General features: G+C 44.0%; 24 protein-coding genes. 14 read left to right on the top strand and 10 right to left on the bottom strand.

Annotation, left to right across the window (positions count from 1 at the left end; translation table 11 throughout):
• The first annotated feature begins 478 nt into the window (after nt 1-478).
• The 4 genes from ACR64G_RS10600 to ACR64G_RS10615 all read left to right on the top strand — a co-directional run bounded on the left by ACR64G_RS10600 (nt 479) and on the right by ACR64G_RS10615 (nt 4,956).
• A complete protein-coding gene (locus ACR64G_RS10600; RefSeq protein WP_435979256.1) occupies nt 479-1,399 on the top strand; it encodes an alpha/beta fold hydrolase in 921 nt (306 codons plus the stop codon).
• A 101-nt stretch (nt 1,400-1,500) separates the two neighbouring features.
• The gene (locus tag ACR64G_RS10605) at nt 1,501-2,553 is read left to right on the top strand and encodes a bifunctional nicotinamide-nucleotide adenylyltransferase/Nudix hydroxylase (RefSeq protein WP_435979257.1); all 1,053 of its coding nucleotides are present in this window, start codon (nt 1,501-1,503) and stop codon (nt 2,551-2,553) included.
• 169 nt (nt 2,554-2,722) lie between these two features.
• Nucleotides 2,723-4,120, top strand: coding sequence for a nicotinate phosphoribosyltransferase (locus tag ACR64G_RS10610; RefSeq protein ID WP_435979258.1), 1,398 nt, complete (start codon nt 2,723-2,725; stop codon nt 4,118-4,120).
• Nucleotides 4,114-4,956: an SGNH/GDSL hydrolase family protein gene (locus tag ACR64G_RS10615; RefSeq protein ID WP_435979259.1), complete on the top strand. Its 843-nt coding sequence runs from the start codon at nt 4,114-4,116 to the stop codon at nt 4,954-4,956. Before ACR64G_RS10610 ends, ACR64G_RS10615 begins: the two co-directional genes overlap by 7 nt.
• Before the next feature lie 120 nt (nt 4,957-5,076).
• On the opposite strand, the gene ACR64G_RS10620 is transcribed toward ACR64G_RS10615, so the two are convergent.
• Nucleotides 5,077-5,352, bottom strand: coding sequence for a type B 50S ribosomal protein L31 (locus tag ACR64G_RS10620; protein WP_435979260.1), 276 nt, complete (start codon nt 5,350-5,352; stop codon nt 5,077-5,079).
• 448 nt (nt 5,353-5,800) lie between these two features.
• On the opposite strand from ACR64G_RS10620, the gene ACR64G_RS10625 reads away from it, so the two are divergent.
• A complete protein-coding gene (locus tag ACR64G_RS10625; protein ID WP_435979261.1) occupies nt 5,801-6,913 on the top strand; it encodes a GNAT family N-acetyltransferase in 1,113 nt (370 codons plus the stop codon).
• A 98-nt stretch (nt 6,914-7,011) separates the two neighbouring features.
• Here the strand turns inward: ACR64G_RS10625 and ACR64G_RS10630 are convergent, their stop codons facing one another.
• Entirely contained in the window at nt 7,012-7,449 is a 438-nt protein-coding gene (locus ACR64G_RS10630) for a COG4315 family predicted lipoprotein (protein ID WP_435979262.1), read from the bottom strand.
• 665 nt (nt 7,450-8,114) lie between these two features.
• Between ACR64G_RS10630 and ACR64G_RS10635 the strand changes: the two genes are divergently transcribed.
• The gene (locus tag ACR64G_RS10635; protein ID WP_435979263.1) at nt 8,115-9,710 is read left to right on the top strand and encodes an FAD-dependent oxidoreductase; all 1,596 of its coding nucleotides are present in this window, start codon (nt 8,115-8,117) and stop codon (nt 9,708-9,710) included.
• 81 nt (nt 9,711-9,791) lie between these two features.
• Here ACR64G_RS10635 and ACR64G_RS10640 read toward each other — a convergent pair whose 3' ends face one another.
• Nucleotides 9,792-10,469: a TIGR00730 family Rossman fold protein gene (locus ACR64G_RS10640; protein WP_435980713.1), complete on the bottom strand. Its 678-nt coding sequence runs from the start codon at nt 10,467-10,469 to the stop codon at nt 9,792-9,794.
• A 236-nt stretch (nt 10,470-10,705) separates the two neighbouring features.
• Here ACR64G_RS10640 and ACR64G_RS10645 point away from each other — a divergent pair, with 236 nt between their 5' ends.
• Nucleotides 10,706-11,653, top strand: coding sequence for an alpha/beta hydrolase family protein (locus ACR64G_RS10645; protein ID WP_435979264.1), 948 nt, complete (start codon nt 10,706-10,708; stop codon nt 11,651-11,653).
• A 198-nt stretch (nt 11,654-11,851) separates the two neighbouring features.
• On the opposite strand, the gene ACR64G_RS10650 is transcribed toward ACR64G_RS10645, so the two are convergent.
• On the bottom strand, nt 11,852-12,541 hold the full coding sequence (locus ACR64G_RS10650; RefSeq protein WP_435979265.1) for a putative quorum-sensing-regulated virulence factor: 690 nt from the start codon (nt 12,539-12,541) through the stop codon (nt 11,852-11,854).
• 135 nt (nt 12,542-12,676) lie between these two features.
• Here ACR64G_RS10650 and ACR64G_RS10655 point away from each other — a divergent pair, with 135 nt between their 5' ends.
• On the top strand, nt 12,677-13,297 hold the full coding sequence (locus tag ACR64G_RS10655) for a M23 family metallopeptidase (protein ID WP_435979266.1): 621 nt from the start codon (nt 12,677-12,679) through the stop codon (nt 13,295-13,297).
• Nucleotides 13,298-13,359: 62 nt separating this feature from the next.
• Here ACR64G_RS10655 and phoR read toward each other — a convergent pair whose 3' ends face one another.
• From phoR to dtd, 3 genes are all read right to left on the bottom strand, one after another.
• Nucleotides 13,360-14,445 (bottom strand): phosphate regulon sensor histidine kinase PhoR, encoded by a 1,086-nt coding sequence (gene phoR / locus ACR64G_RS10660; RefSeq protein WP_435979267.1) that lies wholly within the window; start codon nt 14,443-14,445, stop codon nt 13,360-13,362.
• 53 nt (nt 14,446-14,498) lie between these two features.
• Entirely contained in the window at nt 14,499-15,203 is a 705-nt protein-coding gene (gene phoB, locus ACR64G_RS10665) for a phosphate regulon transcriptional regulator PhoB (protein WP_435979268.1), read from the bottom strand.
• 290 nt (nt 15,204-15,493) lie between these two features.
• On the bottom strand, nt 15,494-15,934 hold the full coding sequence (gene dtd, locus ACR64G_RS10670; protein ID WP_435979269.1) for a D-aminoacyl-tRNA deacylase: 441 nt from the start codon (nt 15,932-15,934) through the stop codon (nt 15,494-15,496).
• A gap of 178 nt (nt 15,935-16,112) precedes the next feature.
• Here dtd and asd point away from each other — a divergent pair, with 178 nt between their 5' ends.
• From asd to phoU, 6 genes are all read left to right on the top strand, one after another.
• Complete coding sequence (asd, locus tag ACR64G_RS10675) at nt 16,113-16,946, top strand: archaetidylserine decarboxylase (RefSeq protein ID WP_435979270.1); 834 nt, start codon at nt 16,113-16,115, stop codon at nt 16,944-16,946.
• Between the two features lie 421 nt (nt 16,947-17,367).
• Nucleotides 17,368-18,480, top strand: a complete 1,113-nt coding sequence (pstS, locus tag ACR64G_RS10680; protein ID WP_435979271.1) for a phosphate ABC transporter substrate-binding protein PstS — start codon at nt 17,368-17,370, stop codon at nt 18,478-18,480.
• A 179-nt stretch (nt 18,481-18,659) separates the two neighbouring features.
• Entirely contained in the window at nt 18,660-19,610 is a 951-nt protein-coding gene (gene pstC / locus ACR64G_RS10685) for a phosphate ABC transporter permease subunit PstC (RefSeq protein ID WP_435979272.1), read from the top strand.
• An 89-nt stretch (nt 19,611-19,699) separates the two neighbouring features.
• Nucleotides 19,700-20,596 (top strand): phosphate ABC transporter permease PstA, encoded by an 897-nt coding sequence (pstA, locus tag ACR64G_RS10690; protein WP_435980714.1) that lies wholly within the window; start codon nt 19,700-19,702, stop codon nt 20,594-20,596.
• 85 nt (nt 20,597-20,681) lie between these two features.
• On the top strand, nt 20,682-21,587 hold the full coding sequence (pstB, locus tag ACR64G_RS10695; RefSeq protein ID WP_435979273.1) for a phosphate ABC transporter ATP-binding protein PstB: 906 nt from the start codon (nt 20,682-20,684) through the stop codon (nt 21,585-21,587).
• Between the two features lie 78 nt (nt 21,588-21,665).
• Nucleotides 21,666-22,397: a phosphate signaling complex protein PhoU gene (phoU, locus tag ACR64G_RS10700; protein ID WP_435979274.1), complete on the top strand. Its 732-nt coding sequence runs from the start codon at nt 21,666-21,668 to the stop codon at nt 22,395-22,397.
• Nucleotides 22,398-22,502: 105 nt separating this feature from the next.
• On the opposite strand, the gene ACR64G_RS10705 is transcribed toward phoU, so the two are convergent.
• From ACR64G_RS10705 to fadA, 3 genes are all read right to left on the bottom strand, one after another.
• Nucleotides 22,503-23,114, bottom strand: a complete 612-nt coding sequence (locus ACR64G_RS10705; protein WP_435979275.1) for an HD domain-containing protein — start codon at nt 23,112-23,114, stop codon at nt 22,503-22,505.
• 49 nt (nt 23,115-23,163) lie between these two features.
• Nucleotides 23,164-23,739: an isochorismatase family protein gene (locus ACR64G_RS10710; protein WP_435979276.1), complete on the bottom strand. Its 576-nt coding sequence runs from the start codon at nt 23,737-23,739 to the stop codon at nt 23,164-23,166.
• Between the two features lie 226 nt (nt 23,740-23,965).
• Nucleotides 23,966-25,138 (bottom strand): acetyl-CoA C-acyltransferase FadA, encoded by a 1,173-nt coding sequence (fadA, locus tag ACR64G_RS10715; RefSeq protein ID WP_435979277.1) that lies wholly within the window; start codon nt 25,136-25,138, stop codon nt 23,966-23,968.
• Nucleotides 25,139-25,223 lie beyond the last annotated feature (85 nt).

Below are 25,223 nucleotides of genomic sequence, written 5' to 3' on the forward strand. Positions count from 1 at the left end.
TGCTCCGCTGGAGCGGTTTCGTTTGGGTTATATTCACTCATAATGCTTCCTATCCGTTGAGACATAGATGCTGTTTTTTTGCATCTAGTTGTCGAAGTAAAAATATGCTGAGTATCGAGTGTTCATGCTCATCTAGCGCAGTCGATCATTTTGGAATGTATGTCTAGTATAGCGTATCTAGCAGCTAATTCCGACCGTGCTACTGTGATTTAAACAAGGTTAGGCTCTGGAGCTTCTTTTTAGAATGTATGCCGTCTTATCAAACTAGTTTGTAAAGAAGATCATCATAAATAAGAGCATCAATCAGAGTGTAGCCATCAAGATTACTACTGACCTTTATATTAAGACGCTTGGGTGAATTATCAAGCGCGCCTATGTATTAAGACAAAGTAATACATTGAGACTAATAAAGAGTGACAAATCAGTTATGCTAGCCATTCTTATGTCAGCCAACGCATGATCTCAAGCGAGCCCTCTCATGATAACAGAGCATCTAACCTTTATTCCGACATCTGATAACGAGACAATCGCTATTTGGACGATAACTGATGACAAGGATAAACCTACTACCTCAAAGCGGCAAAATATATTTTTGACGCACGGCACTTTTTCAGACAAAGGCGTATGTATGGGCATCGCAAGCTACCTGGCTGCTCTTGGTCATATTTGCTATATCATGGAATGGCGCGGACATGGTCATAGCCCTATCCCGCAGCACAAGTTCAAGTCTGAGACCATCGCGCTTTTAGATTATGAGGCAAGCTTTCGGTATATGTTCGATGAGCTAAAATTAGACCATTTGCACACCGTTACTCATAGTGGCGGCGGACTTTGTCTGACTATGTTTTTAACTCAAAATCAGCAATACATAGATAAGATAAATAGCGCGACCTTTTTTGCTTGTCAAGCCTATGGCGCTGCGCTAAGTCCTGTGAGTTACGTAAAAGTCATGAGCGCCAAGATACTCAACAGACTCTATGGTTATATCCCAGCCAAAAAATTCAAGCTAGGTCCTGTCAATGAGAGCTACTACACGATGGTACAATGGTATGACTGGAACTTGCATAAAAACTTTAAGAGTGACCTTATAAAAACAGATGGCAGTGTCAGAGAAGATGATGACTCTCTTGATGACCGTTTTGACTATCAAACATACATGTCAAAAATCACCATACCTATCTACGCCATCAGTGGTAGCGGTGATCGATTTATTGCCCCAAGTAAAGGCTGTAAATTGCTCTTAAACGATTTCAATCATGATAAAAATGTATTTCGAGAATATTCAACACGTAATGGTGATTTGGAAGATTACACCCATAGCCGTATCATAATCAGTCGCAATGCGGCCAAAGAGATTTGGCCAACAGTAGCGACTTGGATTGAGAAGTATGCGACGTAGCCTTAAACATCTTTATACTTGTCAGGCGCCGAGTACCTATGTCAGTATGAGCGTCATTATAAATACATACTAACATTGTTCGACGTAGGGAATGAACGCATATGAGTGAATCGTCAACAAACAGTACAGATAATAAAAGTAACCAGCATTATAAGTACCTCGTCTTTATCGGACGTTTCCAGCCTTTTCATTGCGGTCATGAGGCTGTCGTTGACGAGGCACTCAAACGTGCAGATAACGTCATTATACTCATCGGCTCTGCTAATTTGCCCCGTAGTCTTCGTAACCCGTTCTCGGTGAGTGAACGGACGGCCATGATCAAGGGCGCGTACTCAGATGAAGATGCAGCGCGCATTCATTGCGTGGCTTTGGATGATGCGCTATACAACGACACGCGCTGGCTCAAATACGTACAAGCAGGCGTGCGCTCAGTCACCAACGATTTGCATGCTGATATTGGCTTGATTGGTCACTCAAAAGACAGCTCTTCTTATTACTTGTCGCTATTTCCTAATTGGGCGTCGGTCTCTGTGCCGAACTACCATAATCTATCAGCCACACCTATTCGTGATAGCTATCTGATGGGTGCTATGCCGACACCTGAGCGCACGCCCGATGCCACTCGTGAGGTATTAAGTGAGTTTAAAGAAACCGCTGAATATAAGCAGTTGCACGAGGAAGCTGGCTTTATCGATAAGTATAAAAAACAATGGGAATCCGCGCCTTATCCGCCGACCTTTATGACGGCTGACGCGTTAGTCGTGCAATCAGGACATATCTTACTCGTTGAGCGCCGTAGTATGCCAGGACGCGGACTTTGGGCGCTGCCGGGTGGATTCTTAAACCCAAAAGAGACGCTGTTTGATGCCTGTATTCGTGAGCTACGCGAAGAGACGCGGCTCAAAGTGCCAGAACCTGTACTGCGCGGCTCGTTTCACAGCCAGCATACCTTTGATGATCCGTACCGCTCTGCGCGCGGTCGCACCATTACCCAAGCGTTTTATTTACAACTCAAAAGTGATGCCAAAGGCTTACCGAAGGTAAAGGGTGGCGATGACGCGGCGACCGCATTTTGGCTGCCACTAGCTGAATTGGATGCTCGAATGATGTTTGAAGACCATTACGCGATTATCACCAAGATGGTCGGACTTTAACAACACATGAGAGTTATAGACGGTTTGGTTCAAAATACAGTCGGTTTGACGCAACAATAGTCTATATAATTTGTATTCTTATCATAAAAAACTTTCACCGCCTTCGCCGATAGACGGCAAGGGTCAATCGCCGCAATGTTGCGGCATTTCAAAGCAGAGGAGTTCTGTGATGTACACCAGTAATTTTAATAATTTAATCTTAAATTCAGACAGCTATAAGACCTCACACTGGCTACAATATCCGCCCGGTAGCGAATACATGTCAAGCTATGTCGAGGCGCGAAGCGGCGACTACGATGTCGTGTTCTTTGGTCTGCAAGCCTTTATCAAAGAGTACTTACAAGCGCCTATTACCACAGCTCACATTGACGAAGCTGAACTGGTGATAAAAGCACATGGCTTACCTTTTAACCGAGCTGGTTGGGAGCGTCTGATAGAAAAGCATGATGGACTACTACCGATACGTATTCAGGCCGTTCCTGAAGGTAGTATCGTGCCTGTCTCTAACGTTGTCTGTCAGATCGTCAATACTGATCCAGAGTTCTATTGGTTACCCAGCTACCTTGAGACGGCTCTGCTACGTGCGATTTGGTACCCTTCTACCGTTGCCAGCTTATCCTACTATTGCAAAAATATTATTAAATCAGCACTCAAAAAGTCCGCAGATAGCATAGAGGGTTTGCCGTTTAAGCTACATGATTTTGGTGCACGCGGCGCCTCAAGTATGGAGACGGTGGCGCTTGGTAGTCTTGCCAATCTAGTGAATTTTTCAGGCACCGATAGCATGACCGCTTTGGTCGCTGCCAGCCGCTGGTACGGTATGGACAAAGACATGCCCGCCTTCTCTATTCCTGCCGCTGAGCACAGTACGATGACCGCGTGGGGACGCGAGCGCGAAACACAGGCTTATGAGAATATGTTGGATCAATTTGGCGGGCAAGGCAACTTGATCGCTGTTGTTTCTGATAGTTATGATTTATGGAATGCTATCGACAACATCTGGGGCGATGCGCTCAAGGACAAGGTCGAGACGATGGGCGGCACTTTAGTCATACGTCCTGATAGCGGCGACCCTGCCAAAGTCGTTCGTGAAGCCTTAGAACGTTTGGCCATAAAATTTGGTACGACGACCAATAACAAAGGTTATAAAGTATTGCCTGATTATGTACGCTTGATTCAAGGCGATGGTATCAATCCGCAAAGCCTTGGCAAGATACTCAATACGATCATGGAAGCAGGCTTTAGCGCGGACAATGTCACCTTTGGAATGGGCGGCGGTCTACTTCAGCAAGTCACTCGCGATACTATGAGCTGGGCGATGAAGGCAAGCGCGATTCAAATTGATGGCGTGTGGATAGACATCTTTAAGGATCCGATCACTAGCCGCTCAAAACGCTCTAAAAAAGGTCGATTGGCATTGATAAAAGACAACAATGACCAGCTTAAGACTATTAAAGAAGATGACTTATTAGACTCTAATGAAAACTTACTTCAAGATGTCTTCGTTAACGGTCAATTACTAGTCGATGATAGCCTGTTAACTATTCGGGAGCGTACAGGATGGTAGCTTCTATCAACAAAAAAACGACTAGCAAGGTCGCTGCGGTCGCAAAAGATATGCTGCTAGCACCCATATATTTATATCAGGGCAATAGAACGAAGCGTAATACTGTACGTCTGCCTGAACCAGAAGGCGAGCGTCATGGATATGTGCAGCTAAATGGCGATGCAGATAGTATTTTACCCGTGCTAAACCTGATGCTTGTCGGTGACTCTGCGGCAGCTGGCGTCGGTAGCCAAACACAAGCGGATGCTTTGGCAGGTAAGCTGCTACCCGCACTGCAAGACAAACCGACTATTCAAATCAAGTTCAATGCGCTTAAGTGGTCAGTACAAGCCACCACGGGACATACTAGCTTTGATATCTTGCGTCGGTTGTACGTATTGCCGACACCCGACCAGTCTGTGGACGTCATGGTATTAAGTGTTGGCGTTAACGATACAACAGCCAACGTCTCCATGTCTAAATGGCAGCAGCAAATACAAGAAATTATCGTCATTGCCCAGCGCAAGTTTGGCGTACAGACTTTGATATTTTTAAGTCTACCACTGATGGAACAGATGCCTGCTTTGCCAGTACCTTTAAATGGTTATGTCGGTCTCAAAGCCGCTCAACTCGATAAGGTTCTACAGCGTATTTGTAGTGAGTCTGAAGGGGTTCATTATATGGCAACTGATTGGGCGAGTATGATTGCTGATTATAACAAGGGTAAAGATGGACCTATCGAAAAAGAGGCTATGTTTGCCAGCGATGGTTTTCATCCAAGCTCTATTACCTACGGCTATTGGGCATTACAGTTGAGTGATCTGATCACCGAGTTGCTTGATGACTCATATTCTTGATGTAGTAGCAAAGCTCAAGTAGTCGCAAATCTCAAATAGCATCACAAATAAGAATAAAAAAACCGCTGATTTATCAGCGGTTTTTTTATTCTACAAAGCGATAAATGTCTTAAAAAAAACTTACTCAGCGTCAGTAGCTTTTTTAGCACGGCCACCAAATGCACCAAAGCGCTTGTTAAAGCTAGCAACACGGCCTTCAGTAGAGCTTTTACGTTGCTCGCCTGTGTAGAACGGATGCGACGCACTTGAGATATCAAGTGGGTAGTACGGGTATTCAGTACCCTCGTACTCACGCGTGGTTTTGGTTTTGACTGTAGAACGCGTTAAGAAGTACACGTCAGCATTAGTATCGTGGAACAAAACGTCATGGTAATCAGGATGGATATCTGCGCGCATAATAAACTCTCTAGGTCCGATGTATGTGGTCTACCTATAGTCATTTTTGACTACATGTAAAAGACGACACATACGTAACTGAGGCACTAAGCTCATTGGTAACTCTGGCAATTGTGTCACTGGCTTATTCCAGCACCCAACACCACATTACAGCTCTCTTAGCCTATCCCCAGCGGGAAAATGAAGGGGCGATTTTAACGGTTTTTGCCAAGATATGCAAGGCGCTCATGCCAAAAGCGTATAGTACCTCAGCCTAGAAAACAGATCTATAACCTTCATTCTTTTAAAGCATATCAACTATTTGTTGTCTTGAACTTGTAATTCCGCAATATTCTATATATATTCATATAAAAGAATATATATATTTTAATTATTGAATATATTAGCGGTAAGAGTAGACATCTCCACCGTCTACTCTCAATTTATAGGGTTCTAAGGGAGAGTATTGATGACTGACATGCATAAAGTAACTGTTGAATTTAGAGACATTGACAAGAAATGGGACAAAGATATTTTGAACCATAATTTCGATATTTATCATCTATCAGGTTGGATAACTGCCTCGGCATCTATGGATGGTGGTCGTCCTCAAGGTATCGTCGCCGAATACAAAAATAAAAAGTTGTTTTTGCCTATTATTGTAAGAGACATAGATGGCAAATACTGGGATGCAACCTCCACTTATGGTTACTCTTGTCCTTTAATAGATGAGACACTAACTGATGATGAGACCAATGGTATATTTGAAGAGGTCAGACATTTTTTATTCAAAGCTGGCTGTGTCTCTTTGTTCACTAGGCTTCATCCTATTATTAACAAAGAATGGATACCTTCTGTAGGTAGAGCATTCACCCATGGTCTAACATTGGTGTGTGATTTGACTAAAAGTAAAGATGAGCACTGGGCAGAAACCCAAAACCAACATCGTAGAGGTATCAAAAAAGCGTTGAAAATGGACGTTACTACTAAGATTGAGCGTTTAAATGAGGACAATATCAAGGTATTTTCAAAAATTTATAAAGAAACCATGACACACATCAACGCAGACGACTATTATTTTTTTGATGATAACTATTTTAATGGGTTGTCCAAAAACCTTTACGATAGACTACTATTAGTCAGTGCATACAAGGATGGTAAGGCTATTGCTTCCTCTATTTATACTTGCTGTAAAGAGTCAGGCATTATGCAGTTTCATTTAGGGGGTACTCTTAATGAGTATCGGCGCTTGCAACCCTCTAAACTAATTACACACGTAGCACGTGACTGGGGTCGACAGAACCATTACAAAGCATTGCACTTAGGTGGCGGCGTTGGTAGTAATTTGGATACTTTGTATGAGTACAAAAAAGGATTTAGCTCACAATCTTTATTGTTTAAAACGTATAGACTGATTATCAATCAGCCTGAGTACGATAGCTTGGTAGATAGCGTAGGGTTTGATGAAGAAGAGCTTGATTCTGACTTTTTTCCTTTATATCGACAAATTGCTGTTAAAAAGGTACAAACTGTTGAAGAGAGTCCTGAGATTGTCGAAGAGGAAGTGGTCGAAGACGCGTAACTATGTTTAGCACTAAAAGCCTAGCACTAAAAAAGCAGCCACTATAGATAGTGGCTGCTTTTTTAGTGCGTCAAATATAAGTAGCAATCAATAAACTACTATTTGGTACGAACGATGTGCCAAACGCCGCCTTTGTTATCGCCATCTTTGTCGCCAACGTTTGTATCGTTGGCATAGAAATACAAAGGTTTACCATTCATTGCCCACTGATAGCTGCCATCTTCACGCTGAAACGCTGCGAACTGACCAGAGGCCTTTGCAGTGCTAGGTGCCATGAGTGCAGGCCAAGCAACCATACAAACAGCGCCACATTCTGACATATTCGCCATTGTATCTTTGTCATAAGTATACAGAGTCATATAGTCTTTTGAATCAACTAACATACCACCTCTGCTAGTCACAGGTGCGGTGTTACTAGGTGTTGCTTTGACTTCATGCATGCCTGAAGTGTCAGTACCGACTACACTTTTGAGCGTAGTACACCCTGTCAAAGCCAATACGCCTGTTAGTGCTGATAACATCATAATACGTTTCATCGTTATATCCTTGTGGTCTTAAACCTAAGTTAAATATCCATATAATGTATCTGTCTTACGAGATTACAAAGAGTGCTGATTGGCACTCTTTTTTTTTGGAGTGATATATTTTTGCAGACCAAATATAACATGTCTATTTAGTGAATCTATTTTGTTCACTTATAAAATTACAAAATTATATAAGTCACGTTCTATGTATCCAATGCAATGGAGCAGATAGACTTTCCCTCTCGCAAAAGATCGCAGAACATAGTTCTCCTCAAATACTTATGACTTCTATTTATGTTAAATCCTTCTACGTTTTCACACACTTTGTGTTATCGGCTGACAAAAATAGCGTATCTCTTTACGCATCTATCGCAAATATAGTTGCATTTTTTTATATTATAAAGTAACGAACAACGAGCACTTAGAAGGTGATTAATAATGACTCGCAAGATACAGATTAAGCATTGAAACTAGTAGGTATTAGGCTCATATAGTCTATAAAGCACTGTTTAACTAAGCTTCACACGAATAACACTATATTTAGCTACACATTAATTACAACTTAGCTTAAGACAGTTAAATTTTCTCGAAATAGTACTAGATTATACTAGACCGATATCACACTGAAACTCTAGGCATAATGACAAACTCATGCCAGCAAGGATAAGATGACGATAATGAATGCTACCAAGATAGATAATAAGCACCAAGATATAAAAATAAACGTTCCTAGTGCTCGCTATGGTCAAGCTAAACGCGTGGGTATTTTGGGTGGTGGTACAGCAGGAGCCACTATTGCTATTCGATTGGCAGCCTTGGGTATAGAAACTCATCTATTTGAAAAAAAGACCTCACTCGTTGATGGTCCACCGATGTGTCACTTGCATGCAGGGGGTAACCTGTACCGTGAAATTCCAGATGAGGATTGTGTAGCACTACTTGAGCAGTGTGTTGACATTTTGCGTCTGTATCCTCATACGATGGATGTACGTCCTACTGTCTTTGCCGTACCCAATCGTGATGAGGGTCAGCCCGAGGACTTACTGCCGCGTTTAGATACTCTAACTGATGCTTATCGTGAATTGATTGCAAAAGACCCCAAGAATAAAGTCTTAGGCGACCCTGAGGATTATTATCAGCTCTATAGTCATGAAGATCTGATAGCCCTATCTAAGCGTGAGCAAGTTCTTGTACCCAGCACGGTCGATGAATGGGTGATACCCGTTGCCAAACATTTAGATTTAAATAAAATCAAATTTCCACTAATCGTAGTACAAGAATATGGCTGGAACATATTCCGTTTGGCCGCTTCTGCACAACTGGCATTAGAAGGCTATGATAATGCACATGTTTTTACTAATACTCAGGTCAAGCAAGTTACTGCTGTGGATTGTGAAAACTGTACTAATGCCGACCACCATGTGACTAAATGGCGCATCGAGTATGAGCAAGATAGCAAAGACCAAACTGAGTCTATAGAAGTTGATTACTTAGTTAACGCTTGTGGTTTTCGTACTGGTGTCATCGACGATATGGTCGGCGTTGAAGTGACTCGTATGGTTGAGTTCAAGTCTTCTTATATTACTCATTGGGATGACGCAGGTGGACAAATACCTGAAATCATTATCTATGGCAACCGCGGTACGCCAGAAGGTATGGCGCAATTGACTCCCTATCCAGGTGGCTACTTTCAAATACATGGTATGAGTAAGTTTATAACCTTGTTTAACGATGGATTGGTAGCTTCAAATAATACCAGCGCTCAGCCAAAGTTGCCTGAGCAATACATGCACTATATTGAGGACGGTTGGGATAAAGCACCACTACAAGCTCGTAGCCAACAAGCTATTGAATATGTCGCACAGTTTGTACCAACCTTTAATAGTGCGCGTACTGTTGGCAATGCGCTCTATGGCGGTCAGCAAATACCAGGCAAGGACGATACGCTTCGGGTCGCTGACGTGAGACTATACTCTAATATCCGTTATGCTCGTGCCGAAAACGTTAAAGCCTCCTCAACGCTGATCGCTGCTGATCAAATCGTTGACGAGTTAGCTGATTTGGGATTAATTGAAAGAGATACTCTTGCTAACTGTAATCGTTATGCTCACGACTGGCCCTATCTTCAGGACAATAACAGTGACGATGTACATATGCTGGCGCAGCAAATTGCTAAGCAAAGAGACTTTCCAGTAGCGATGGCTGGTGTTAATCGTAGTATAGATGACATGATAAGCGATACATCAGATGATCGCGCTGTAGTAGAGGCTTAATTTTGTCATAAGAAAGAATAAGCATTAAAAAAAGGGAGTTGCGTATTTGTACGCCGCTCCCTTTTTGTTATTAGTACAAGCTTATTGCCCTACCATCTTGTCGGTATTGACCCCACCATTTATCGTAACTACTGTTTGTAGTAATTCGATAGCATCATCAATCGTATTGCAAACTACCAAACGATCAAAGTCTTGCTGCTTCATAAAGCCCTGTTCAGTCGTATACTTTAGATGCTCAATTATACGGTCATAAAACCCATCAATATTAAGAATGATCATCGGCTTTTCGTGCTGATAGAGCTGTCGCCAAGTAGCGATCTCCATGATCTCTTCTAAGGTACCCAAACCACCAGGCAAAGTAATAAAGGCATCAGCATACTCTGCCATGACGGTTTTGCGCGTATGCATTGTGTCTGTCAAGTGCAAGCGCGTCAAACCCTCATGTGCAATTTCGTGCTTGAGCATAAAGGTTGGAATCACACCAACAGCCTCGGCGCCACTTTTGATTACTTCATCGGCGACCGCACCCATGAGTCCAATACTGGCGCCGCCGTATACCAGCCCCATGCCATTTTTGGCAAGTGCTTGACCCAGATCGCGTGCAGCTTGCTCGTAAACGTCGCGATTGCCTAACCTTGAGCCACAATATACTGCAACTAACGGCATTGTAAGCACAGATTTATCGACCGCTTTTTCGATATCACTGATATCATTACTGGTAATCACTTCATAAGTGTCATTGTTTATTTTCATTTGCATCATTTATTGTCCTTAGCCTTTTATTTGAATTATTAGTGTTCAGTTGTCTGTTTGAATCACTCCACATTTATCTTAACATAAGCCAAGTTGCTAACCTGTAACCAGCACTTATCAGTACGCAATCTTTGCATTAGTTGCTATCGATAATAATTGGCTACGCTCTAAGATCAGCTCGATGTCTAAAGCTTTATTCGAGACTCACTTACCATGATAACTATAATCTTTAGGATACCGCTATGCTCGATCATGACACCCAACCAGTTTTGCATCAATCAGACGATACCATTATCTCTGATGCTAAGAGCAACTCTACTTTTGATACTTACCTACTGACTATAATGACCGAGCGCAATCATGCCTTGGCAGCGACGGTGTATCGTCCCAAATCTGCTGTCAGTACAGCAATAATGATGGCTCCTGCAACAGGTATCAGGCGTCAGTTTTATCATAGCTTTGCCAGCTTTTTGGCGGAAAACGGCTTTGGGGTCATCACCTTTGATAATGAAGGGATTGGTGAATCACTATCAGGCAATTTAGCGAAATGTGATGCCTCACTAGTGAGTTGGGGCCGCCACGACATGCCAGCGGTGCTTGATGCCCTGCAAGACGAGTTCCCAGACGCTTCATATCATCTGATTGGCCATAGTGCGGGTGGGCAACTCATTGGTCTAATGCCCAATTATCAGATGCTAAACTCAGTATTCAATGTGGCCTGCTCATCAGGACAAATTAAAAATATGGACATGCCCTATAAGCTCAAAGCCATAGGTTTTATGGGTGCTTTTATTCCGCTAAGTAATCTAGTTTTGGGCTATACGCCATCGGACAAGATTGGTATGGGTCAGCCGCTACCACGCGGCGTAGCGCGTCAATGGCGTGAATGGTGCAATGGTGCGGGCTACATCAAAACCGCTTTAGACAAAACCATTCATAATCATTTTTATGATGCGCTTACGATGCCCTCATTATGGCTCGGTTTTAGCGATGATGAGATTGCCAATAATGAGAACATAGATGACATGATTCGTGTATTTCCAAAGATGCCCGTAGAGAAGCATTATCTAGATCCCAAAGATTTAGGCGTCAGTCATATCGGGCACATGCGCTATTTTAGTAGTAAGACTCATGCCAAAGCCCCACAATTATGGCAAATGGCAGTAGATTGGTTAAATAAGGGTAAATAGGTTTATTATCTATTGCTCTTGGAATAATACTTTTAGTCGATAGAGATATTTTTTATTCTATAGTCAGTTCGGAATAAAATAGTGCCACTCATTGTTACGTGTTGCTGATATAAATTTTTCTTGCTTGCTGTGCCTTCGCAGACAGAGGCTGCAAAAAATTCATTCCAGCAACACAGTATCACTTTTAAACTGACTCTATTATATTTTGTCTTCTGTTTTTTCGGCTTCTACGCGCTTGGTCAAGGCTGAATATAACGACGGCTGCATATTGTGAATATTGCCTAGCATCCATTTGATATAGCTCATAGGGACGTCTTTTATGAGTTTGCCTTTATGCTTACCAAAAGGCATTTTTGCGACAGGGCTTGCGGTATTAGAGATCGTATGCGCGGCTCTAAAGTCAGTTGGCGCAATACCTAAACGTTCACAGCAGGCCTTATAGAGTAGATAGCACATACGGGCATCCCCTAGCGCATCATGCGCGGCAACCGTCATCGTGCTTGCCGCCTCGACGCCGATTAGCTGCTCGATACATTTAGATTGACCATAGTAGCGCCATTCAGGAAATGCGGCGCGGGCGAGCCTAACGGTACAAATGAGCTTGGCTGACGGCCTCCCTATTACTCGCCAGTCAAAACGCACGTTATGACCGATCAAGTACTCTGGCAACTCAAATTGCTCCAAATCGAAGCGCTCGCACTCGGCAACATCCTCATCAGTAATACCATGTACCTTGATGACGATAGGCGAGATAGTGCGACCGCTATTAAAGTATTTCATCCACTCAAAGCCGGTGTCCACATTGATAGTCGCCACTTGTATAGGGCGCGGATCACTACCTTGATCGGTTTCGGTATCGATAATAAGCGCAGTATTAGTTTCAGTCATAATAGAGGTCAATCATCAAGAGTTATTGTGGTTCAATTTTGGTCATTGTTACTCGTCAAAGAGCCTTAAACCCTTCATAATACAGCTAAAAATTGCAAGAACCGTATTATACCACTCATCCGCTCACAAGAGACAATGATGCCATCCGTTCAGCCGCCTCTGCCTAAACTCTCGCCGCCCTCTAAACCCCCACAGCCAAATTTTTTGACTCGCATCTTTAGTATAGCGATGAGAGCCATGGTTCTATTTGCTCTGCTGTTTATCGTGGATAAAGTAATACCGACGCTCAAATGGCAGACGCAAGACTTTGTCGTTGCCAAGTGGAAGCAGGTCACTCTATTGCAATTAGAATTACCCGTAGAGAATAGTTTACCAAGTCCACTACCAGGGCAGCGTTTAGCCGATACTTGGGGCGCGGCGCGTAGTCAAGGGCGCAGCCATGAAGGTATCGATATTTTCGCAGAGCGTGGCACACCGATTCAAACGACTACGCAAGGGGTGATTAGTAAGGTTGGCGAAAACACTTTGGGCGGCCGCGTCGTCGTTGTCGTCGGTCCTAGCGGCGCAGGGCATTATTATGCGCACATGGAAGATTACGCAGATATTGAGGTCAATGACTGGGTCGAGGCAGGCGATATTATTGGTTATGTGGGTGATAGTGGTAATGCCAAAGGTACGCCGCCTCACGTTCATTACGGCATATATATCAAGGGTAGCGCGGTGAATCCTTATCCTTTGCTAATAAAACCTGAGTGATGAAAACCTGTGCGTACGCCTTTATTGACCTGATAGAACCTGTAGACTTAAAGGGCTGCATCTTAAGGTAGCGCACGCACGTAGCTGGCGTCAAAAGTGGCAGTAAACGTTGAGCCGACGTCTAATTCCGACTCAATCTGCAAACTGGTATTATATTGATGCAATACGTGTTTAACGATAGCTAGCCCTAACCCTGTCCCACCTGTAGCACGGCTGCGACCACTATCGACACGATAAAAGCGCTCCGTTAAGCGAGCGATATGCGGCGGCGCGATACCGAGGCCATTGTCTTTGACAGAGAACTCACACCCTTGAGCAGTTTTGATCCAACTGATCTCAATATTACCGCCTTTTGGCGTATACTTAATCGCGTTGATCACAAGGTTTGAGAGCGCACTGTTTAAGTACATCTCTGAGCCGTATAACCCATCATAAGTATCTATCTGCAAATGAATGGTATGTCCGTATTCTTGATTATAGGCCTGCGCATCATCATAGACATGGGTCAACATCTTGGTCATATCGATGCGTGTGAGCTCATAGTTCTCTTCGATCTCAATTTTGGATAATAGTAGCAAATCATTCACGATTCTATTCATACGCGCGGTCTGCTGCGTCATGAGCTCAAGGCCACGTTGCCACTTTGGTGGTACATCATCCTGATCTGAGAAGTTCTCTAAGTAACCTATCAAGACGGTCAACGGCGTTCGTAGCTCGTGAGATACATTGGCTACAAAGTCACGGCGCATTTGCTCTAAGTGCTGTAGACGCGTTACATCATAGATCATAAGGAGCTTATCCTCATCAAAGGCTGTGATCTCACATTTTAGATAACGCTTGGGGTCGCGCCATGAAGCCATATGCACACCTTCGTGATTGGCATCATTGTGTGCTGTGATATCTTGATAATACCGTCGAAACTCAGGCGCCTGAATACAGTCAAAAATACTTTTGCCTGTATCATTTGCTTGCAATGATAATAGCTCTGCCGCTACCAGATTCCACCACGTTAAGTTATCGTTACCGTCTATCAAAACCACAGCATCTTGTAGCGCTTGTAAAGCACGATTCATCTTTATGTTTACAGCTTTATTATTTGACGTATCGATGTACTCAGGCGCATTTGGTTCATGGTGGTCAGTCGGCATTGCTAAGGTCATCCTTTTTTTCGTAGCTAGGCTGTGTTTACCTTTTACAGTTACTACTTTGTTTCAATCAAGCTAGATAACCGATAACCCGTACCACGAACCGTTTGAATCAACGTATCACAACCATAAGGTCTCAATAATTGACGTAAACGCCTGATATGGACGTCGATCGTTCGATCTTCGATATACACATTACCGCCCCATACTTGATCGAGTAGCTGCGTGCGCGTGTAAGCGCGCTCGGGATGACTCATGAAGAATGCCAGCAAACGATATTCTGTTGGACCGATATCGATGAGCTGTCCATCAGCGCTCACCCGCTGGCTTTTGTTATCTAAGCTAAGAGCGCCTATGGTTATCGGCATCTCGCTACTGAGCGCACTACTACGGCGCAGCACTGCTTTGATTCTTGAAATCAGCTCACGCGTAGAAAAAGGCTTGGTCATATAATCGTCGGCACCTGCATCGAGACCATGAACCTTGTTATCCTCATCCCCCTTTGCCGTGAGCATAATGACCGGTATCTCGCGCAGTAACTCATCACCCTTTAGCATACGGCAAAAATCAATACCGCTTTTGTCGCCAGGCAGCATCCAATCAAGCAAAATCAGCGCGGGTCTATGATCAACGACTTGCTGATGCGCCTCGAGCACGTCGGCGGCTTGCAAACTCTCAAATCCTGCGCTCTCAAGGGTCATTACTACCATCTCGCGGATCGCAAGCTCATCTTCAACGATCAAAATCTGCTCACTTTGCATATACAAGCCCCGTAGTGAAATTTTCACATAATTGATTCAATTTAAAAAAACACAGTGCCAAAAATACAGTGCTACTGGTATAAATTTTCTTTGCTTGTCATGCGACTGCGTCACTCTAGAGGCTACGCAACATTCATTCCAGTAGCTCATCAGATTTTTCGTATCTCCTCTATATTGGACTGACTATAGTTCAAAAGTAAAATTGATTCTCGCGTACTACTGATCAAACATACCAATTATTTAAACATACCAATTATGACCGTTTGATGACATCTAGTTCTAGCGCAACTTTATACCACTTCTAATAAAAAATTAAGTGGACCATCATTGATACTCGCAACTTGCATATCAGCGCCAAACTGTCCTGTTGCCACGTCTAGATATCGAGACTGAGCATAAGACACCATCTCGGCAAATAATATTTGGGCTTTATCAGGGGTCATCGCCGCGCCAAAGTCAGGACGACGACCTTTATTGGTCTTTGCCATAAGGGTAAATTGCGACACTAACAATAAGCCGCCATTCACTTGCTGTACGTTTTGATCGAGCTGATGGCTTTCGTTTTCAAAGATTCGATAGGTTAGTATCTTATCAATCAAACGCCTACCATGCTCTATTGTGTCTTCGTGTCCGAGACCAATATAGGCCAATACGCCCTGTTCAATTGCCCCAATAGTCTCGCCATCGACCGCTACACTTGCGGTACTCACTCGTTGAATTAATGCCCTCATTCCAACTTCCTTTATTTTGAGGAATACTAGCTTGTACGTCTAAGTGATAGGACTCAATAAAACAGCTGTAAACTGATAACTTATGCTCACACAGTATCTGCTTTATCGTGATAAAATGCTGCCATTCATGTGCTTGTACATACACAGCCCTTACATAAAATACTTTGGTAGCTTTATTATGAATCTATTCGCCACTATTCAACAGTTTGTGCCGCAGCAGCAACTCAGCGAGGTTGCTGGACGCTTAGCTGCAAGTCGTCATCCTATGGTCAAACGTGCTTTTATCCGCAGCTTTGCTAAAGCTTATCATGTCACACTTGATGAGTATGAGCGTGATAACTTTGATGCTTATGAGAGCTTTAATGACTTTTTTACCCGTGAGCTCAAAGATAGTGCGCGTGTCATTGACGCCACTAACAACGGTATAGTGAGTCCTGCTGATGGCGTGATATCGCAGCTCGGTGACATCCGCGATCATAAGCTGTTGCAAGCAAAAGGGCGCGAGTACGATATCGGTCAATTGCTTGCCAATAGTGCTGATGGTGAGTATTTCAGCGACGGCAGCTTTGCCACTGTATATCTTGCGCCAAGTAACTATCACCGAGTCCATATGCCTTTTGATGGTAAGCTGATAGCAACGCGCTATGTACCGGGCACGCTATTTTCAGTTAATAATACTACCGCGGCTAACGTGCCTGATCTGTTTGCGCGTAATGAGCGCTTAGTATGTATGTTCGATACCGAGTACGGTAAAGCGGCCGTTGTAATGGTCGGGGCGATGATCGTCGCAGGTATCGAAACGGTTGCTACGGGTAAGATCATTCGCACTGATGATATTCAAGAAACCCAGCATGATATGAACTTAACAAAGGGTGACGAGCTTGGGCGTTTTTATTTGGGCTCCACCGCTATCGTCGTACTACCAAAAGGCGCAAAAGCGGCTTGGCAAGATACCATGAAACACGGCTCAACCGTACAGATGGGTCAATTGCTAGGCCGGGTTAAGGCTTAACGAAAACGATACGTGTTTTACAGCGTTGCTCATTTAGAGAATCCTCTATACTGAGTGACTAAGTTTAGCCCATTAGAATTAAAGCGGTACTGTTGAGGTCACCTCCTCGCAGCACCGCTTTTTTTGACTTGTAAAAACTCCTTGTTCCTCAAAACTATTGACTACAAAAAAGCACCTATTCTATTACTCCCTCTAGTTTTCTTATCATCTCAAGCGGTCATCGTCCTCTCACTAAACCGCTTAAATTTTGGCTACCTTTACCTAAAAACTATCAATGTCATTGAATTGTCATCAAATTGTCATATTTGCTTGGCATGATGTCCTCATTGATTAACAGCACGTATCAACATTGAGCCTATTAATCACGCTGTCATAACCTATAGAAGATAAACACTCATAAACCTATCCTTTAGGAGCCATCATGCGTTATTCATTTTTAGTCATAGCTGTTGCTTGCGTACTGAGCTTAAGCGCTTGTAGTAACTCAACGAACGATACAGCTGCCACGCAGAGCGATAATACTAGTGCAGCTAGCGAAAAAGTATCTATGAGTATCACAGGAGCAGGGGCTTCGTTTCCGCAGCCTATCTATGCCAAATGGTCAGACGCTTATAACCAATCGACAGGTGGTCAAGTTAACTATCAATCGATTGGTTCCTCTGGTGGTATCAAGCAAATTATTGCAAATACGGTCGATTTTGGGGCGTCCGACGCCCCTATGACACCAGAGGAGTTAGACGAGGCCGGTCTGATTCAGTTTCCAACCGTGATCGGCGGCGTTGTGCCTGTTGTCAATATTGAAGGCATAGCACCCGGTCAATTAAAGCTAGATGGCGACACCTTAGCCAATATCTATCTGGGCAAGATTAGCAACTGGAATGACCCAGCTATTAAAGCTATGAACCCAAGCCTGACCTTACCTGACGCTCCAATTACTACTGTTTTTCGCTCTGATGGTTCAGGGACAACTTTTAACTTCACTGATTATCTAGCCAAGGTATCAAGCGCTTGGATGAATGATGTTGGCGTCGATAAAACCGTTAAGTGGCCGACGTCAGCGACGGGCGCAGGTGGTAAAGGCAACGAAGGCGTCGCCAGCTATGTAACCCGTATGAATAACTCAATCGGCTATGTTGAATATGCCTATGCCAAGCAAAACGGCATGTCACATGTCGCACTCAAAAATGCAGCGGGTAACGTGGTACAGCCCTCTATCGACACTTTTGCGGCAGCCGGTGATATCGACTGGTCACAACAAGAAGGCTTTTATAAAGTCATTACTAACTCTGAAACTGCGCAAGCATGGCCTATCGCCGCCGCGACTTTTATTTTAGTGCATAAGCAGCCAAAAGATGCACAGCAAGTTGCAGGTGTACTAGCCTTCTTCGACTGGGCATATGGCCAAGGTGATGAGGATGCGGTAGCGCTTGATTATGTTCCTTTTTCTGATAGTGCTGTGAGCTTATTCAAGGCCAAATGGAGCGAAGTTGTTGATAGCGAAGGTAAGCCTGTCTATACCGCAAGCGTTAAATAGCTCTCCCAGACGTTTCATACTTTTTATTGTTACCGTTATTACCCAGTACCATTCGCAAAAGTTTAAGTAGTCAGTAAAACGAGTGTAAGTACTACGCAGTGTAGACTAAACGAGTTTGACATTGTTAAGCATACTTTTTGTGAATGGTATAAGTATTTTGATAGTGTACTGAGGCTTTTATGGCAGACCTAAAATCTCAACTGGCAAAACAAAAACGCTACGATGCGGTTTTTGTCACTGCGACTAAAGCCTTTGCCATACTGGTGCTGTTATCGCTTGGCGGTATCATGCTCTCCCTTATGGTAGGTGCATGGCCTAGTATCAGTGAGTTTGGATTGGGGTTTTATACCAGCAATAACTGGGATACGGTCGGTGATCAGTATGGAGCGCTTGCGCCCATTTATGGCACTATCGTTACCTCGTTTATCGCTATCTGTATTGCGGTACCTGTGAGTTTTGGCATTGCTATTTTTTTGACTGAACTATGCCCAACCTTTTTGAAGAAGCCGTTGGGTATTGCAATTGAGCTGCTCGCTGGTATTCCTTCTATCATTTATGGTATGTGGGGTTTGTTTGTTTTTGCACCCTTCTTTGGCGATCATATTCAGCCTTGGTTCATTGAAAATATCGGACCACTCCCTGTCATTGGTAAGCTGTTTGCAGGAGCACCGATGGGCCTTGGTATGTTTACCGCATCCTTAGTGCTCGCCATTATGATTATCCCCTTTATCGCCGCGACTATGCGTGATGTGTTCTTGGTGGTGCCTGATTTACTAAAAGAATCGGCATACGGCATGGGCGCGACCACTTGGGAGGTGATGTTCAAAATCATCTTGCCTTATACCAAAACGGGTGTGGTCGGTGGGGTAATTTTGGGTTTGGGTCGCGCCTTAGGCGAGACGATGGCAGTGACCTTTTTGATCGGTAATGCCTTTAATATTAGCCCCAGTCTGTTTACCTCTGGGGTCACGATTACCTCAGCACTCGCCAATGAGTTCGCTGAAGCGTCGAGTGAATTGCACTTAGCATCCTTGCTACATTTAGGTCTTATTCTATTTGTTATTACCTTTATCGTGCTGTCGATATCGAAGCTCATGCTGATGCGTATTGATCAAAAAGCGGGCAATTAAATACGGTTTATTCTAAACGAATAGACTATAAACCCGTTGATATTCAAGAACTAAGTATGACTATTAAATATAAAAAGGATAAACGCCTTATGACCTCAGCGCCTGTGACTACTAAGCCCGATCAAAGCTTTGATGCTCGCTATGACAAGCGTTTATATAGCAAGCGCCGACTTATTAACAAGCTAGGACTTGGGTTTGCGCTGTCGGCTATGGGCTTTGGCTTATTTTGGCTCATGTGGATTCTGATTACGCTCGTAACCGAGGGTATTCAAGGTCTGGTCACGATGCCTGTATTTGTAGCAGATACCCCGCCGCCTATGAGTGAAGGCGGTCTGCGTAATGCTATCGTCGGCTCAATTATGCTCGCCTTTTCAGGGCTTGCGATTGGCGCGCCAATAGGTATGATGGCAGGTATTTATTTAGCGGAATTCTCACACGGTAGCATGCTAGGTAAAGTGACGCGCTTTTTAAATGATATTTTATTATCAGCACCATCAATCGTTATTGGTCTTTTTGTCTATGCGCTGATGGTTAAGGGGCAAAGCTTCTCAGGTTGGGCAGGTGCGGTAGCCTTAGCGCTAATTGTGGTTCCAGTGGTCGTACGCACCACTGAAAACATGCTCAATCTTGTACCCAACACCTTACGTGAAGCGGCTTATGCCCTTGGCACACCCAAATGGAAGCTGGTCAGTACGGTTACGCTAAAAGCGGCCAAAGCCGGCTTGACCACCGGCGTGCTATTAGCCTTTGCGCGGATTACGGGTGAGACCGCCCCACTGCTATTTACTGCGCTGAACAACCAGTACTTTAGTACCGATATGACAGGACCCATGGCCAACTTACCGAACACCATCTATCAATTCGCGATGAGTCCGTATGACAATTGGCATGCACTGGCTTGGTCAGCGGCGCTACTCATTACGGGTACGGTATTAACGTTAAATATTGTCGCGCGATTAATCGGCGGCAAGGACCATAGTCGATAGCTCAAAACGTTAAGGCGCATATTGAGGCACATCAAGGTGTATAGTACCCTTCATTTGATTTGACAAAAAATAAAGAGACAACACGATGACTGATATATTAGAAAGAAAAAAAGTGAAGCAAACAGCGACTGTCAACACACGCAATCTACTGACACCGCCGACAACCAAAAGCCAGCAGCAGCCAGATAGATCAAGCTTTACGCAGCAGACAATGGCAGATATGCCTGATAACATGCCTGCGGCTAAAATAGCCATTCGCGATTTAAGTTTTTATTATGGCGATTTTCAAGCGTTAAAAAATATTAATATCGACATTCCAGAAAAGCAAGTTACTGCCTTTATTGGCCCCTCAGGCTGCGGCAAGTCAACGTTGCTGCGCACCTTTAATCGTATGTATGACTTGTATCCAAGTATGCATGCTGAAGGTCAAATCAGCCTTGATGGCAAAAACATTTTAGATAAGGATTTGGACGTCAATTTGCTACGGGCTCGCGTCGGTATGGTGTTCCAAAAGCCAACGCCCTTCCCTATGTCTATTTATGACAACGTCGCTTTTGGTGTCCGTCTATATGAAAAACTCAGCAAATCGGAGATGGATGAGCGTGTTGAGTGGGCGCTGAAAAAGGCCGCTTTGTGGCTTGAAGTCAAAGACAAGCTCAAAGCCTCAGGACTATCGCTGTCAGGCGGTCAACAGCAAAGGCTTTGTATTGCTCGCGGAGTCGCTACCAAGCCTGAAGTACTACTATTAGATGAGCCGACTTCTGCCCTAGATCCTATCTCGACAGGGGCAATCGAAGAGCTGATCACAGATCTAAAAAATGATTACACCATTGCTATTGTCACGCACAACATGCAACAAGCGGCGCGCGTATCTGACTATACCGCCTATATGTATCTAGGCGATATGGTAGAGATGGGTGAGACTGACCAGATATTTACCAATCCTGCGCAAAAAGCGACAGAGGATTATATTACTGGTCGTTATGGTTAAATCCCTCATTACTAATAGTTAAGCTAGTTTTTGCTCGTATTTCTATTATCGATACCCTATATGACTCAGAGAGCCATTATGCCAATCACTGAAAAGCACTTATCTAAAAGCTTTGACAATGAATTACATGACGTTATCGATTTGTTTATGCAAATGGGACGTCTAGCTGCAGAGCAAGTCACCGTAGCGACGCGAGCGTTGATAGAAGCGGATGAACCAATAGCAAAAAAAGTCATCGCAGATGATCAGCGCATCAATCAGTTAGAGATTACGATAGATGAGCAAATCTTATTATTAGTTGCTAAGCGCCAGCCAGCAGCCAATGACTTACGTCTGGTTATGGCGCTCAGTAAAGGCGTGGTCGATCTAGAACGTGTGGGCGACGAAGCCAGCAAGATTGCACGCATGGCGTGTCAGTTGATTGAAAACGGCGCCTCACCTAGAGGCTATTTAGAGGTGCAACATCTCTCCAATCAGGTGCGTCTCATGCTACTTGATGCTCTCAATGCCTTTATGCAGATGAATCCTCAGCAAGCGTTTTCGGTATTACAAAGCGATGATGCGGTCAACGAAGAGTATCAATCAGCTACCCGCGCTTTGATGACTTATATCATGGAGGACAGCCGCCATGTATCCAAGGTTATCAATATATTATGGGTACTGCGAGCGCTTGAACGCGTGGGCGATCATGCGCGCAATATTGCTGAATTAGTGATATTTTGTACTAGTGGCAAAGATGTACGCCATACTGACTTTGTGCAAGTACAACAAATCGTACAACAAACCACAAGCTTTGATACTCCTAAATAGAGCAGCGATTTATAAAATACATGCTAAGTTACGCCTGTTCTCACTTTTGGGTCTTAATTTAGTCTCGCTGCATTTACCCTTTAAAAAATCATACGTCCTACCCTTTTATCGATCAATCAGCCAGCTCTGCTCGGTTGCATAAGCAATTTGTTTAGATAACCAGTGGTGAATCATCGGGAAGCTATCTTTGATGAATACGTGAGCAGTAGCGACCTGACTACGAGTAACGCCAAGCTCAATCCAAGTTTTACCCTCAGTATTTAAATTAAGTAGAAACGGCAATAGGCGATCCACTACTTTGAGTAGTTGGGTCTCTTTGCTAATGCCTGTCTCTTGCGCCTCCCAGATCTGACTTAAATTAGTGATACCATTACCGCGCTCGCCCTCTAAACGGGCGATACCAGCACGCTCTTCGATATGAGCAGTATTACGATTGCTTGAGTACAAAAAAGTATCGCCAGCATCAATCTCACCTAGATCATGTACTAGTGCCATCTTTAGTAACTGTTCGTGATCGACGTCTAACTCAAAAGTCTCAGCGATCGACCAACACGCCATCGCTAGGTGCCAAGAGTGCTCGGCTGAGTTTTCTTTGCGCGTTGTGCCTGTCACATAACTGCGCCGATCGACTCGTTTTAGGGCGTCTAGTGATAGTAAAAACTCTGTAATCTCATCTACAGTGGAAGTCGAGGCAAGTATTGGCGCTACTAGTGACATAAATGTTCTCAAGCTTTTGGCGATAAATTCTAGGTAAAATTACTATTCACTATTTGATCAAGTTGCTAATGGTCTTAAATGCAGGGTCTTGGCTGCTACGGCACAGCTCAAACAAGATGGTCTCTACCGTAGTAATAACACCGCCAGCACGGCGAATACGGCGAATGGCTTGCTTTTTATCGTAAGGAAAACGTGATCCAACCGCATCCCCAATGATGACTGGTTGCATACCGTTATCGAGTAGATCAAGCGCAGTTTGTAAGACGCAAACATGAGCCTCTACGCCACATAACAAAACCACACTACGGTTTTGCTGCGCTATATGATTCCACGAATCATTATTATCACAGGCGCTAAAGGTCACTTTTTCAAAGCCCTTAGCATTACTACCTTCTAGTACTGCTTTGACTTCAGGTAGCGTGTCGCCCAAGCCTTTTTTGTATTGTTCGTTGAGCATAATGGGAATATCAAGTGCTTGCAGACCTTTGATCAGGGTTATTGTCTTTTTGACGATATTTTCGTAATCAAAAATATGCGGTGTCAAGCGCTCTTGTACATCGATAATCATAATTTGCGTGTCTTCGCGAGCGATACGGTAGGTGCGATCAGTAATCATAGTAGGCATAGTACACTCCTTGTACGTCTGTAGCTGTGTGCTACAGAACTTTATAATCTAAATTTATTCTCTATCCTTATTTAGTCATATTTTGTTGAGGGCGTCAATGACGATAAGTGTGATTAACAACTTGTCACTCAAGTTCACATATAAAAAGCTGAATAAAAAACCCCCAGCCAAGAAGACTAGGGGTTTGAATAAAACGGTTAGATATTTATTTATCTAAATTAAAAGCTTATACACGCTCAATAATGGTCGCGATACCTTGACCTAAACCGATACACATGGTCGCAAGACCGACTTCTGTATCCATCTGCTCCATCGCATTAAGCAAAGTCACTGTGATACGCGCGCCTGAACACCCTAATGGATGACCTAGAGCAATCGCGCCGCCATTGACGTTGATGATATCTTGCTTATCTGTCAAACCTAAGTTTTTGAGGACAGACAATCCTTGAGCGGCAAAGGCTTCATTGAGCTCGATAGTTTGCATATCACCGATGCTCATGCCAGCACGTTTTAGTGCTTTTTGGGTAGCAGGTACTGGGCCATAACCCATGATAGCAGCATCACAACCAGCGATGGCCATGCTACGAATACGCGCGCGCGGCTTAAGACCTAAGTCTTTGGCTTTTTGCGCGCTCATCACTAGCATAGCTGAAGCACCATCAGAGAGTGCTGATGACGTTGCTGCTGTGACCGTACCACCTTTTGGATCAAAGGCGGGACGTAGCTTTTGCATTTGCTCTATGGTCGCGTCTGGGCGAATCACTTCATCGACGGTGCATAGTTGCAAGCGACCTTGCTCGTCATGTCCTTCGATACCGATGATCTCGTTGTCGAAACGACCTTCAGTAGTCGCCTCCCATGCGCGGCGATGTGACTCAAGACCAAAGGCGTCTTGCTCTTCGCGGCTAATGCCATTCATGCGACCTAACATCTCAGCGGTCAGGCCCATCATGTTTGAGGCTTTTGCATAATGCTTTGATGCTGCTGGGTTTAGATCGATACCATGCATCATACCGACGTGACCCATGTGCTCAACGCCGCCGATGATGAACGTATCGCCTTGATTGGTCATAATTTGCGCCGCAGCAGTATGTAGCGCCTGCATAGATGAGCCGCATAGACGGTTGACCGTTTGACCGCCAGCCGTCTTTGGGATACCCGCTAGCAGACCGATGTTGCGACCGATGTTCATACCTTGCTCTAAAGTCTGATTAACACAACCCCAGATAATATCTTCGACATCGTTGGTATCAAAATCATTACGCTCTACTAGAGCACGTACCAATTCAGCTGAGATCGTATCAGCGCGAACATGACGGAACATACCATTTTTGGTTCTACCCATTGCTGAACGCACACCGTCTACGATGACCACGTCATTTGGACTTAAAGTTGTCATACTACCTTCCTTTTTAATGTTGTGAGTGGCCGTAAAGAGCTGCTTCTTTATTCACAAGTCAGCAGACTTACGGCACTTATCCTAA

It is taken from the genome of Psychrobacter sp. DM4, from assembly GCF_051307035.1.
Classification (GTDB): Bacteria; Pseudomonadota; Gammaproteobacteria; order Pseudomonadales; family Moraxellaceae; genus Psychrobacter.

Bases quoted from the DNA above. Each gene is read 5' to 3' on its own strand.
- ACR64G_RS10600 (WP_435979256.1), top strand. From the start codon at position 479: ATGATAACAGAGCATCTAACCTTTATTCCGACATCTGATAACGAGACA.
- ACR64G_RS10605 (WP_435979257.1), top strand. From the start codon at position 1,501: ATGAGTGAATCGTCAACAAACAGTACAGATAATAAAAGTAACCAGCAT.
- ACR64G_RS10610 (WP_435979258.1), top strand. From the start codon at position 2,723: ATGTACACCAGTAATTTTAATAATTTAATCTTAAATTCAGACAGCTAT.
- ACR64G_RS10615 (WP_435979259.1), top strand. From the start codon at position 4,114: ATGGTAGCTTCTATCAACAAAAAAACGACTAGCAAGGTCGCTGCGGTC.
- ACR64G_RS10620 (WP_435979260.1), bottom strand. From the start codon at position 5,352: ATGCGCGCAGATATCCATCCTGATTACCATGACGTTTTGTTCCACGAT.
- ACR64G_RS10625 (WP_435979261.1), top strand. From the start codon at position 5,801: ATGACTGACATGCATAAAGTAACTGTTGAATTTAGAGACATTGACAAG.
- ACR64G_RS10630 (WP_435979262.1), bottom strand. From the start codon at position 7,449: ATGAAACGTATTATGATGTTATCAGCACTAACAGGCGTATTGGCTTTG.
- ACR64G_RS10635 (WP_435979263.1), top strand. From the start codon at position 8,115: ATGAATGCTACCAAGATAGATAATAAGCACCAAGATATAAAAATAAAC.
- ACR64G_RS10640 (WP_435980713.1), bottom strand. From the start codon at position 10,469: ATGCAAATGAAAATAAACAATGACACTTATGAAGTGATTACCAGTAAT.
- ACR64G_RS10645 (WP_435979264.1), top strand. From the start codon at position 10,706: ATGCTCGATCATGACACCCAACCAGTTTTGCATCAATCAGACGATACC.
- ACR64G_RS10650 (WP_435979265.1), bottom strand. From the start codon at position 12,541: ATGACTGAAACTAATACTGCGCTTATTATCGATACCGAAACCGATCAA.
- ACR64G_RS10655 (WP_435979266.1), top strand. From the start codon at position 12,677: ATGATGCCATCCGTTCAGCCGCCTCTGCCTAAACTCTCGCCGCCCTCT.
- phoR (WP_435979267.1), bottom strand. From the start codon at position 14,445: ATGCCGACTGACCACCATGAACCAAATGCGCCTGAGTACATCGATACG.
- phoB (WP_435979268.1), bottom strand. From the start codon at position 15,203: ATGCAAAGTGAGCAGATTTTGATCGTTGAAGATGAGCTTGCGATCCGC.
- dtd (WP_435979269.1), bottom strand. From the start codon at position 15,934: ATGAGGGCATTAATTCAACGAGTGAGTACCGCAAGTGTAGCGGTCGAT.
- asd (WP_435979270.1), top strand. From the start codon at position 16,113: ATGAATCTATTCGCCACTATTCAACAGTTTGTGCCGCAGCAGCAACTC.
- pstS (WP_435979271.1), top strand. From the start codon at position 17,368: ATGCGTTATTCATTTTTAGTCATAGCTGTTGCTTGCGTACTGAGCTTA.
- pstC (WP_435979272.1), top strand. From the start codon at position 18,660: ATGGCAGACCTAAAATCTCAACTGGCAAAACAAAAACGCTACGATGCG.
- pstA (WP_435980714.1), top strand. From the start codon at position 19,700: ATGACCTCAGCGCCTGTGACTACTAAGCCCGATCAAAGCTTTGATGCT.
- pstB (WP_435979273.1), top strand. From the start codon at position 20,682: ATGACTGATATATTAGAAAGAAAAAAAGTGAAGCAAACAGCGACTGTC.
- phoU (WP_435979274.1), top strand. From the start codon at position 21,666: ATGCCAATCACTGAAAAGCACTTATCTAAAAGCTTTGACAATGAATTA.
- ACR64G_RS10705 (WP_435979275.1), bottom strand. From the start codon at position 23,114: ATGTCACTAGTAGCGCCAATACTTGCCTCGACTTCCACTGTAGATGAG.
- ACR64G_RS10710 (WP_435979276.1), bottom strand. From the start codon at position 23,739: ATGCCTACTATGATTACTGATCGCACCTACCGTATCGCTCGCGAAGAC.
- fadA (WP_435979277.1), bottom strand. From the start codon at position 25,138: ATGACAACTTTAAGTCCAAATGACGTGGTCATCGTAGACGGTGTGCGT.